The 11,245-nt window shown below is 72.9% G+C and carries 9 protein-coding genes and 1 pseudogene; 7 read left to right on the top strand and 3 right to left on the bottom strand.

Annotated features, from left to right (window positions below):
* The first annotated feature begins 78 nt into the window (after nucleotides 1-78).
* Genes C1N71_RS07005 through C1N71_RS06985 form a run of 5 tightly spaced genes read left to right on the top strand, consistent with a single transcriptional unit; the run spans nucleotide 79 to nucleotide 5,789 of the window.
* Nucleotides 79-285 (top strand): twin-arginine translocase TatA/TatE family subunit, encoded by a 207-nt coding sequence (locus C1N71_RS07005; protein WP_137755738.1) that lies wholly within the window; start codon nucleotides 79-81, stop codon nucleotides 283-285.
* Nucleotides 286-288: 3 nt separating this feature from the next.
* Nucleotides 289-1,089, top strand: a complete 801-nt coding sequence (gene tatC, locus C1N71_RS07000; protein ID WP_254678133.1) for a twin-arginine translocase subunit TatC — start codon at nucleotides 289-291, stop codon at nucleotides 1,087-1,089.
* A complete protein-coding gene (locus C1N71_RS06995) occupies nucleotides 1,086-3,521 on the top strand; it encodes a DEAD/DEAH box helicase (RefSeq protein WP_137755737.1) in 2,436 nt (811 codons plus the stop codon). Before tatC ends, C1N71_RS06995 begins: the two co-directional genes overlap by 4 nt.
* Nucleotides 3,518-5,068: an apolipoprotein N-acyltransferase gene (gene lnt, locus C1N71_RS06990; protein WP_137755736.1), complete on the top strand. Its 1,551-nt coding sequence runs from the start codon at nucleotides 3,518-3,520 to the stop codon at nucleotides 5,066-5,068. Before C1N71_RS06995 ends, lnt begins: the two co-directional genes overlap by 4 nt.
* Complete coding sequence (locus C1N71_RS06985) at nucleotides 5,061-5,789, top strand: glycosyltransferase (protein WP_137755735.1); 729 nt, start codon at nucleotides 5,061-5,063, stop codon at nucleotides 5,787-5,789. Before lnt ends, C1N71_RS06985 begins: the two co-directional genes overlap by 8 nt.
* Before the next feature lie 15 nt (nucleotides 5,790-5,804).
* On the opposite strand, the gene C1N71_RS06980 is transcribed toward C1N71_RS06985, so the two are convergent.
* The 3 genes and pseudogenes from C1N71_RS06980 to C1N71_RS06970 form a co-directional block, all read right to left on the bottom strand.
* Complete coding sequence (locus C1N71_RS06980) at nucleotides 5,805-6,545, bottom strand: glycerophosphodiester phosphodiesterase family protein (protein ID WP_137755734.1); 741 nt, start codon at nucleotides 6,543-6,545, stop codon at nucleotides 5,805-5,807.
* Nucleotides 6,546-6,907: 362 nt separating this feature from the next.
* Nucleotides 6,908-7,810: pseudogene (locus C1N71_RS06975) on the bottom strand (SPFH domain-containing protein); the annotation flags it as partial.
* 39 nt (nucleotides 7,811-7,849) lie between these two features.
* Nucleotides 7,850-8,308: an NfeD family protein gene (locus C1N71_RS06970; RefSeq protein WP_137755732.1), complete on the bottom strand. Its 459-nt coding sequence runs from the start codon at nucleotides 8,306-8,308 to the stop codon at nucleotides 7,850-7,852.
* A gap of 139 nt (nucleotides 8,309-8,447) precedes the next feature.
* On the opposite strand from C1N71_RS06970, the gene C1N71_RS06965 reads away from it, so the two are divergent.
* Both C1N71_RS06965 and C1N71_RS06960 read left to right on the top strand, forming a co-directional pair.
* Nucleotides 8,448-9,212, top strand: coding sequence for an SDR family oxidoreductase (locus tag C1N71_RS06965; protein ID WP_137755731.1), 765 nt, complete (start codon nucleotides 8,448-8,450; stop codon nucleotides 9,210-9,212).
* Nucleotides 9,212-11,197: a S9 family peptidase gene (locus C1N71_RS06960; protein ID WP_137755730.1), complete on the top strand. Its 1,986-nt coding sequence runs from the start codon at nucleotides 9,212-9,214 to the stop codon at nucleotides 11,195-11,197. Before C1N71_RS06965 ends, C1N71_RS06960 begins: the two co-directional genes overlap by 1 nt.
* Nucleotides 11,198-11,245 lie beyond the last annotated feature (48 nt).

Here is an 11,245-nt window from a genome sequence, read left to right as displayed (position 1 = left end):
TCCGTCCGGCGCGCCGCACCGAACCCATGGTGACCCCGCCGCGCGGTAGCCTTGAGGGGACATCGAGAGGAATCGATCATGGGCGGATTCGCCGGGAACCTGGCCTCCCACTGGTGGGTCATCCTCATCATCGTGCTGCTGATCTTCGGCGCCACGCGGCTGCCGCAGCTCGCGAAGGGCGTGGGGGAGTCGATCAACGTCTTCAAGCGCGAGGTGAAGAAGGACGCGCCCGCCGACGGTGAGACGACGACCACGACCTCGAGCGACACGCGCGACTCGAAGTAAGGGATGGCCGTCACGGCCGGAGCCGCGAAGCGCACGGGGGACCCCGAGCGCCGCATGCGGCTCGTCGAGCACCTGCGCGAGCTGCGCAGGCGCTTCGTCATCTCGTTCGCCGCGATCGCCGTGCTCGGCATCGGCGGCTTCTTCCTCTCCGACGCCGTCCTCCAGCTGCTCGCAGCGCCGCTCGTGCCGCTGCAGGAGGACCGCATCGTCGAGCTGAACTTCACGTTCATCACGCAGTCGTTCGACATCAAGATGCGGATCGGCCTGCTCGTCGGCGTCATCGCCTCGAGCCCGATCTGGCTCTACCACATCCTCGCCTTCCTGCTTCCGGGCCTGCACAAGGGCGAGCGGCGCTACGTCTGGGGCTTCCTCGCGTCCGCCGTGCCGCTCTTCCTCGGCGGCTGCGTCATGGGCTGGCTGCTGCTGCCGCGCATCGTGCAGCTCTTCGTCGGCTTCGCACCGGAGGGCACGACGTCGGTGCTCTCGGCGCAGGAGTACTTCGACTTCTCGTTCAAGCTCGTCGTCGCCATCGGGCTCGGCTTCGTCGTGCCCGTCGTCATCGTCTTCCTGAACCTCGCCGGCGCGATCACCGGCGCGGCGATCCTCAAGGGATGGCGCTGGGCGGTGCTGGGCATCACCCTCTTCGCCGCCTGCGTCACGCCCGCGGGCGAGCTGCTGTCGATGTTCCTCATCGCGGGCCCCATCGTGCTGCTCTACTTCGCCGCGGGCGGGTTCGCGATCGTGAACGACCGCCGCCGCGCCAAGCGACTCGCCGCCGACGCCTCCGTCGGGTCGGCGGCGTGACGGCCGTCGCGACCGAGGCCTTCGGCGCGGCGCTGCCGTTCGGCCTCGACCCCTTCCAGCGGGAGGCGTGCGAGCTCGTCGAGCAGGGGCGCAGCGTGCTCGTCGCCGCACCGACGGGGGCCGGCAAGACGATCGTCGCCGAGTTCGCCATCCACCTGACGATGGCGGCGCCCACCGGCCGCGTCTTCTACACGACGCCCATGAAGGCGCTGTCGAACCAGAAGTTCCGCGAGCTGCAGGCCGTCTACGGCGACGACGCCGGACTGCTGACGGGGGACACGTCGATCCGCGGCGACGCGCGCGTCGTCGTCATGACGACCGAGGTGCTGCGCAACATGCTCTACGAGGGTCGCGACCTCGCCGACCTCGAGCACGTCGTCATGGACGAGGTGCACTACCTCGCCGACCGCTTCCGCGGCGCCGTGTGGGAGGAGGTCATCATCCACCTCCCGCGGCACGTGCGCATGGTGTCGCTGTCGGCCACGGTCTCCAACGCCGAGGAGTTCGGCGCGTGGCTCGAGGCCGTGCGCGGCGACACGAGCCTCGTCGTGAGCGAGCACCGTCCCGTGCCGCTCGACGGTCACGTGCTCGTGCGCGGCTCGCTCGTCGACCTCTTCGACTCCCGCGGCGACGCCGAGCAGCATCGGCCCAGCCGCGAGCTCGTCGAGCGCACGCGCGGCAGCGACGGCTCCGCCGCGCACGGCCACCGCGATCGCGGCGGCCACAATCGGCACGTCCGGCGCGGCCAGCAGGGCCGCAAGGGGCAGCGCCGCGGATCGGTCGCGCGCGACGCGTACACGTGGCGCGGCGACTCGCGGCCCGCGCGCGTCGATCGTGCCGCGCTCATCGACCTCCTCGACGAGGCATCGATGCTGCCCGCGATCTGCTTCATCTTCTCCCGCAAGGGCTGCGATGCGGCGGTCGAGCAGGTGCTGCGCGGCGGCATCTCGCTCACGACGGCCGAGGAGCGCGGCGAGATCCGCGCCCTCGTCGAGGAGCGCACGCGCAGGCTCGACGAGTCGGACCTCGCCGTGCTCGGCTTCTGGGAGTGGCTCGACGGGCTCGAGCGGGGCGTCGCCGCCCACCACGCAGGGCTCCTGCCCGTGTTCAAGGAGATCGTCGAGGAGCTCTTCCAGCGCCGGCTCGTGCGCGTCGTCTTCGCGACGGAGACGCTCGCGCTCGGCATCAACATGCCCGCGCGGACCGTCGTGCTCGAGCAGCTCGAGAAGTTCAACGGCGAGGCGCGCGTGCGCATCACGCCCGGCGAGTACACGCAGCTCACGGGCCGCGCCGGTCGCCGCGGCATCGACACCGAGGGCCACGCCGTGATCGTCTGGACCGGCGAGCAGACGCCGCAGGAGATCGCGAACCTCGCGTCGCGTCGCTCGTACCCGCTGCAGTCGAGCTTCCGACCCACGTACAACATGGCCGTGAACCTCATCGACCGCTTCGGCGTCGACCGCACGCGCGGCGTGCTCGAGACCTCGTTCGCGCAGTTCCAGGCCGACCGCTCCGTCGTGCAGCTCGCGCGGAGGGTCGTCGACCAGCGCGCGAGCCTCGAGGGGTACGCAGAGGCCATGACGTGCCACCTGGGCGACTTCTCCGAGTACGCGGCGCTGCGCCGCGAGTCGAGCGACCTCGAGCGCGAGGGGCAGCGCGCCGGCATGAGCCACGCCGAGCGCGACGCGCTGCAGCAGCGGCTGCGCGACCTGCGCGCGCTCCTGCGGTCGCATCCGTGCCATGCCTGCCCCGAGCGCGAGAGCCACGCCCGCTGGGGCGAGCGGTACTGGCGGCTCGCGCGGGAGGTCGAGCAGGCCGACCGGCAGATCTCGCGCCGCACGGGGCAGGTCGCCGAGCGCTTCGATCGCATCTGCGACGTGCTGCGCACGCTGCAGTACGTCGTGCCCGGCGAGGACGGCGACGAGGTGACCGAGGCGGGGGAGCGGCTGCGGCGCATCTACGGCGAGCGCGACCTGCTCGTCGCCGAGTCGCTGCGCCGCGGCCTGTGGACCCATCTCGACGCCGCGGACCTCGCTGCCCTCGTGTGCGCGCTCGTCTTCGAGCCGCGGCGCGGCGAGCAGGCGTCCGAGCGGCATCTGCCCGGCGGACCCTTCCGCGAGGCGCTCGCCGCGACCACGACCCTGTGGGCGGAGCTCGACGACCTCGAGCGCGCCAAGCGCCTGCCGGGCTCGGAGCCGCCGCAGACGGGCCTGTCGGTGGCGATGCACCGGTGGGCGCGCGGCGCGCACCTCGACGTCGTGCTCCGCGACACCGACCTCGCCGCCGGCGACTTCGTGCGCTGGGTGCGGCAGACGGTCGACGTGCTCGAGCAGCTGCAGGACGTCGGCACCGCGCGCATCCGCCGCACGGCGCGGGATGCGGTCGACCGCATCCGGCGCGGCGTCGTCGACCTCGGGCAGGAGGCGGCATGAGCACGACCACGACACGGACGCGGCGGCCGCTGCGCCTGCGAGCACCCCTGCCCGCCTGGGGCTCGGTCGTCGCCGCGCTCGTCGGCGCGGGCCTCATGACGCTCTCCTTCCAGCCGTTCGACGCGTGGCCGCTCGTCGTGCCCGGCGTCGCGCTCGCGCTCGTCGCGCTGCGGGGTCGGCGCACGAGCGCCGCCTTCGGCATCGGCGCGCTCACCGGCGCGGCCTTCTTCGCCGTGCACATCCAGTGGATCACCGTCTACCTCGGGCCGCTGCCGCTCGTCGGCCTCACGGGCATCATGGCGCTGTGGTGGGGCCTCGGCGGCATGCTGCTCGCGCTGGCATGGCGGCTGGGGGAGCGGATGCGGGGCGCGTGGGCCGGCGTCATCGTGCTGCCCGCGCTGCTCGCGGGGCTGTGGATGCTGCGCGAGTCGCTCTCGTCGACGGTGCCGTGGGGCGGGTTCTCGTGGGGCCGGCTCGCCTACTCGCAGGCGTCGAGCCCCGTGGGCGACGCGGTGTCGTGGGTCGGCGCCTCGGGCCTCACGTTCCTGCTCGCGTTCGTCGCCGCCGTGCTCGCGGTGCTCGTCCTCGCGCGCGGCATGCTCGTGCGCCGTCGGCTCGTCGTCGCCGCCGCGGTCGTCGTCGGCCTCGTCGCCATCCCCGCCTTCCCGGTCGCCGAGACCGGCACGGTGCGCGTCGGCGCCGTGCAGGGCGACAGCGAGGCGGGACTGCTCGCCGAGTACCGGGCCGGCGACATCATCCGTCAGCACGCCGAGGCCTCCGAGCTGCTCGCCGGCGAGCAGATGGACGTGCTCGTCTGGCCCGAGAACGCCGGCGAGACCGACCCGCAGGACTCGCTCGACTCGACGCGCATCATCGACGACGTGCAGGCGCTCGTCGACGCGCCCATCGTGCTGGGCGCCGTGACGCACGAGGGCGCCGACACCTACAACTCGCTGCTGCTGTGGGACGAGGGCGTGCGCGCGGTGTACCACAAGCGGCATCCCGTGCCCTTCGCCGAGTACCTGCCGGAGCGCGACTTCTTCGGACCGCTGCTCGACGCCCTCGGCTTCCTCGACCTCATCCCGCGCGACTACTCGCTCGACCCGACGAGCGAGAACGCCTTCGACGTCGACGGCGTCGTCTACGGTCTCGCGATCTGCTTCGACATCATCGACGACGGACTCGTGCGCGAGATGGTCGCGGAGCACGGCGCCCAGATCATCCTCGCGCCGACGAACAACGCGGACTTCGGCGAGGGCTCCTGGGAGAACGTGCAGCAGCTCGCGATCGCGCAGCTGCGCGCGCAGGAGGCGGGTCGCGCGCTCGTGAACATCTCGACCGTGGGCACGAGCGCGATGATGCTCCCCGACGGCACCATGGTCGATAGGCTGCCGCAGTACGAGCCTGGAGCCATGATCGAGACCTTGCCGCTCAGCGACACCGTGACGCCCGCGATGGCAGGCGGCGCGCTCGTGGAGCGCGCCATCGCGATCGCGTCGATCGGCCTGCTGCTCGGCCTCGCCCTGGTGCGGAGGCGGCGTGCCTAGCGTGCTCGTGGTCGTACCGACGTACGACGAGATCGACAGCCTCGAGCGCACGATCGGCAGGCTGCGGCAGTCGGTGCCGCACGCCCGCGTGCTCGTCGTCGACGACGCCAGCACCGACGGCACGGGCGAGCTCGCCGATCGCCTCGCGGCCGACGATCCGAGCATCGAGGTGCTGCACCGCACCGTGCGGGGCTACGGCTCGGCCGTGCGCGAGGGACTGCGGGCCGGGATCGCGGCGGGCGTCGACGCCGTCGCCGTCACGGACGCCGACGGCTCGTACGACCTGACGCTGCTCGGGGAGATGCTCGAGGCGATCGAGGAGGACGTCGACCTCGTCATCGCGTCGCGCTGGGTGCCCGGCGGCGACGTGCGCGCGATGGCCGGCCGTCGTCGCGTGCTCTCGCAGGCCGGCAACCGCTACGCGCGCACGCTGCTCGGCACCGACGTGCAGGACCTCACCTCGACGTTCCGCGTGTACTCGACGCGCGTGCTGCGGCGCATGCCGCTCGACCGCATCCGCTCCGACTCCATCGCCTTCCAGATCGAGCTCGCCGTCCGCGTCGCGCAGGCTGGCGGGCGCATCGTCGAGATGCCGGTGCAGTTCACCGAGCGGGCCGTCGGCGTCTCGAAGACCGACGTCGGCATGGTCGTCGACACGCTGCGCCGCGTCACGGCGTGGAGCGTGCACGGCATCCGCGCGCGTCCGCGTCGCCAGCGCTGACGCGCCGCGCGAGCCTCAGCGCAGCGCGCGCACGGCGAGGTCGGCGCGGTCGGTGACGATGCCGTCGACCCCGAGGGCGACGAGCCTGCGCATGTCGGTCGGATCGTTCACCGTCCACACGTGCACCTCGACGCCGGCATCGTGGAAGGCGGCGACCGAGCGCGCGTCGACGATGCGGATGCGCCCGAGCCGCTCGGGCACCTGCACGGCCGCGATGCCCTCGAGCGCGCGGCGCAGGGCGGCGCGCTGCCGCAGCCGCACGGCGAGGAGCGCCCGCGCCATGACCCCGCGCGAGGCGCTCGTCGCGACGCCGGGCAGCGCGGCGACCGCGCGCGCGCGCGTCGCGTCGTCGAACGAGGTGACGAGCACGCGATCGACGGCGCGTGCGTCCTGGATGGCTCGAACGGCGGGCTCGACGGCGGCCGGCACCTTGAGGTCGAGGTTCCAGCGCACGTCGGCGAACGCCGCGAGCGCATCGGCGAGGGTGGGCACGCCGTGCCCGCCGCCGAGGTCGAGCGACTGCAGCGCGCGCGCAGGGGTGGCGTCGATGCGGGTCGCCGCGCCTGCGACGCGCTCGAGCGTCGCGTCATGGGCGAGCATGGCGACGCCGTCGGCGCTCACCCGGACGTCGGACTCGACGTGGGTGGCACCGACGGCGACGGCGGCGCGGAACGCCGCGAGGGTGTTCTCGGGGGCCTCGGTCGCGAGCCCGCGATGGGCGAGGATGCGCGGCCGAGGCCCCTCGAGGAACCTCACTGCTGCGGCGGGACCGGCGGCTGCGGCGGGGTGGGCGGCTGCGGCGTCGACGGCGGCTGCGGGGCGGGCGGCTGCGGCGCCTGGCCGGGCACCTCCTGCTCCGCCTCGCGCACGGAGTCGAGCGCATCCTCCAGGCCCACGCCCGGCGTCTCGTCGGCGATCGACGTCGACGACGAGATCGTGCTCGTCTCGCCGGCGCCGCGCGGGTCGATGCCCGAGTCCTTCAGCGTGTCGGCGATCGAGGGCACCTCGACGTCGCTCACGGAGTCGGGCTCGAAGGTCTCGTCGAGGATCGACGGACCTTGGTCGTCCGTGTCGAACGAGCGCACCTTCGCCGCCGGATTCACGGCCTTGCCCTCGAAGAAGCCCTTGCCGATCTCCTGCAGCGCATCCGTGAGCTCGCTCGGGATGATCCACAGCTTGTTCGCGTCGCCCTCGGCGAGCTTCGGCAGCGTCTGCAGGTACTGGTACGCCAGCAGCTTGTTGTCGGCGTCGCCGGCGTGGATGGCCGCGAACACGCGCTCGATGGCCTCCGACTCGCCCTTCGCGAGGACGACCTGCGCCTCGGCGTCACCCTTGGCGCGGAGCACCTGCGACTTGGCCTCACCCTCGGCGCGGAGGATCGTCGACTGGCGCTGACCCTCGGCCTCGAGGATCTGCGACTGCTTGAGGCCCTCGGCCGTGAGGATGGAGGCGCGACGCTCGCGCTCGGCGCGCATCTGCTTCTCCATCGGCTCGAGGATCGACTGCGGCGGGTCGATCGACTTCAGCTCGACGCGGGTCACCTTGATGCCCCACTTGCCCGTCGCCTGGTCGAGCACCGCGCGCAGCTGCGAGTTGATGACGTCGCGGCTCGTGAGCGCCTCCTCGAGGTTCATCGAGCCGACGACGTTGCGCAGCGTCGTCGCCGTGAGCTGCTCGACGGCCGAGAGGTAGTCGGCGATCTCGTACGTCGCCGAGCGCGGGTCGTTGACCTGGAAGTACACGACGGTGTCCATCGCGACGTTCAGGTTGTCCTCGGTGATGACCGACAGCGGCGGGAACGTGCGCACCTGCTCGCGCATGTCGACGCTGTACGCGAGCCGGTCGATGACCGGCACGAGGATGTTGAGGCCGGGACCGAGCACGCGGTGGAAGCGCCCGAGGCGCTCCACGATGCCCGTGAATCCCTGCTTGATGATGCGGATCGACCTGGCGATGATCACGACGACGACGATGACGACGATCGCGACGATGATCAGCAGGACTGGGCCGATGAGGTCCATGTCGTGCGCTCCTAGCGGTTGGGGATCGGGTTCTTGGGGTCAGCGCTCGGCGGGCACGACGACGACCGTCGCGCCCTCGACGGCGGTGACGACGACGCGCTCGCCGACGTCGAGGTCGCGCGGGCGGGTCGCGGGGGAGAGGCGAGCCGTCCAGGTCTCGCCGTTCGTGAGCGTCACCTCGCCGACGAGGCGCACGAACTGCCGCGTCACCTCGCCGCCGAGGCCCGTGATGGCGTCGACGTTCGTGCGGGCGCCCTGGCCCGAGCGATGCAGTCGCTCGAGCAGCGAGGGACGGACGAGGAAGAGCAGCGCGGCGGCTGCGACGGCGGCGATGAGCACCTGGGCCCACAGCGGCAGGCCCGTGAGGCTCGCGACCATGCCGACGAGCGAGCCGCCGCCGAGCATGAGGAACGTCAGCTCGAGCGTCAGCAGCTCGATGACGAGGCAGATGAGCGCGATCGCGAGCCAGCCGACCCACGCCCACATCCAGATGTCCATCCACCCTCCTCGCCGCCCATCGTAGGGGTCGCATCCCTGCCTTCCCTGGGTGCGTGCAGCATGGCGGGACGCGCCACCGGATGCCCGGGCCCGGGGTACCCGCGAAGGTAGGGTCGAGGGTCGAGAAGAAGGAGCACTCGTGGACAATCCGCTGCAGCCGGGATCGCTGGCAGGCAAGGCCGCGCTCGTGACGGGATCGAGTCGCGGCATCGGCGCCGCGACCATCGGCTACCTCGCCGGCGCCGGCGCCGACGTCGTCGTGAACTACCGCAACAAGGCGCCGCGCGCCGAGAAGGTCGCGGCCGCGGCACGCGAGGTCGGCGTGCAGGCGCTCGTCGTGCAGGCCGACCTCACGGACGCCGCGAGCGTCGAGGCGATGTTCCAGGCCGCGAAGGACGCCTACGGCGGGCTCGACGTGCTCGTGATGAACGCCTCGGGCGGCATGGAGGCCGGCCTGGGCGAGGACTACGCGATGCGCCTCAACCGCGACGCGCAGGTCGCGCTGCTCGACGCCGCGATCCCCGTGCTGCGCCAGGGCGCACGCGTCGTGTTCGTCACGAGCCACCAGGCGCACTTCATCCGCACGACCCCGACGATGCCCGAGTACGAGGCCGTCGCCCTCTCGAAGCGCGCGGGCGAGGACGCGCTGCGCGAGCGCATCGTCGAGCTCGAGGCGCGCGGCATCGAGCTCGTCGTGGTCTCGGGCGACATGATCGAGGGCACGATCACCGCGACGCTGCTCGAGCGCGCCAACCCCGGCGCCATCGCGGGCCGCCGCGAGGACGCCGGGCGCCTGTACGACGTCGACGAGTTCGCCGCCGAGGTCGCCTCGGCCGTCGTCGACCCCGTGCCGCACGACCACACGCGCCTCGTCGGCGACGTGTCGAGCTTCCAGGGCCGCTGATGCGCGCGGAGCACATCGAGCACCTCGTCGAGCTCTCGCGGCCGGCCGTCCACCCCGACGGGTGGGCGGTCGTCGCCGCATCCCGGCCGGACGTCGACGCCAACCGCACCGTGGGGCAGCTGTGGCGCGTCTCGCTCGCCGACGGCGGCCGCACGCGCATCACGCAGGGCGTGTCGGACTCCTCGCCCCAGCTCACGCCCGACGGCACCCGCATCCTGTTCGTGCGCGCCGACGCGAAGGGCCGCCCGCAGGTGTGGGTCATGCCCGCCGACGGCGGCGAGCCGGTGCAGACGACGGACGCGCCAGGAGGCGTGACGGGCTTCCGCATCTCGCCGGACGGCGCGCGGCTCGCGCTCACCGTGCGCGAGGTCGAGCCCGGCCGCGGCTCCACCGTGGAGGGCCTGACGCCCGAGGCGCAGTCGCCGCGACGCATCGTCGACCTGCACGCGCAGCGCAACGGCGTCGGCTACCGCATCGACGCGCGCAGCCGCGTCGCGGTCGCCGACATCCTCGACCCCGGCCTCGAGCCGGACTACGAGCGCGCGCCCGCGCCCGGCGACGCGGGCGCCGAGCACCCGCCGACGCCCACCTCGCGCATCCCCGAGGCCGCGACGCTCACGTCGGGGGACGTCGAGCACGTCGGCGCCGTCTGGAGCGCCGACGGCACCGAGGTGCTCGCGATCCGCGTGGACTCGGACGCTCGCACGGATCTGCGGAACCCGATCGTCGCCATCCGGGTGGACGGCGGCGAGGAGCGCGAGCTGCTCGGCATCGACGCGAACCTCTCGGTCGCGCAGATCGTGGCGGACGCGCACGGCGTGTGGGCCATCGCGCAGGACGTGGGGGAGTCCGGCATCGACTTCGTCGCGCGGAACGCCGGCCTCTACCGCCTCGTCGGGTCGACGCTCGAGCGTCGCACCGACGAGGAGACCATCGACCTCGCGGCCGGCGACCTCACGCTCGTCGACGACGGCGTGCTCGTGCAGGACACGCACCGCGGACGCGTGCACGTGCTGCACGTCGGCGTCGACGGCGTCACGCGACTGACGGGCGACGCGACCGAGGCGACGGGCGTCGCCGTCCACGGCGATCGCATCGTCGTGACGGTGCAGACGCCGACCTCCTTCGGCGAGCTCGGCCTCGTCGAGCCGGGCGAGGACGGCCCGGGCGGCGTGCGCATCCTCACCGACTTCGGCGCGGCGCTGCAGGCGGCGGGCGTGACGGTGCCGACGGAGCACGACCTCGTCGCGCGCGACGGCTCGCGCGTGCACGGCTGGGTGTGGCTGCCCGAGGGCGAGGGTCCGCATCCCGTCCTGCTCAACATCCACGGCGGACCGTTCGCGCAGTACGGCGTGCACGTGTTCGACGAGGCGCAGGTCGCCGTCGATGCCGGCTACGCCGTCGTGCAGTGCAACCCGCGCGGGTCGGCGGGCTACGGGCGCGCCCACGGCCTGGCGATCCGGCAGCGGATGGGCACGGTCGACCTGCACGACGTGCTCGACTTCCTCGACGGCGCGCTCGCGGCGCATCCGAGCCTCGACGGCGACCGCGTCGGCATCATGGGCGGCTCGTACGGCGGCTATCTCACGGCGTGGACGATCGCTCACGAGCACCGCTTCCGCGCCGCCATCGTCGAGCGCGGGTTCCTCGACCCGGAGTCGTTCGTCGGCACGAGCGACATCGGCTCGTTCTTCGGCGACGAGTACGTCGGCACCGACCCCGAGCGCGTGCGCGCGCAGAGCCCCATGGCGGTCGTCTCGCAGGTGCGCACGCCGACGCTCGTCGTGCACGCCGAGCGCGACCTGCGCTGCCCGCTCGAGCAGGCGCAGCGGTACTTCGCCGCCCTGCACCGGCAGGGCACCGAGGCCGAGCTGCTCGTCTTCCCCGGCGAGGACCACGAGCTCACGCGATCGGGCCAGCCACGGCACCGCATCGAGCGCTTCGCAGCGGTGCTCGACTGGTTCGGCAGGCACATCCCGGCCTGACGCAGTCCGCACGACGAGGCCCCGCACGCGCATCGCGTGCGGGGCCTC

It is taken from the genome of Agrococcus sp. SGAir0287 (assembly GCF_005484985.1).
Lineage (GTDB): Bacteria > Actinomycetota > Actinomycetes > Actinomycetales > Microbacteriaceae > Agrococcus.
The sequence above is the reverse complement of the archived record's forward strand: the minus strand, read 5'-3'. Positions and strand labels throughout refer to the sequence as shown.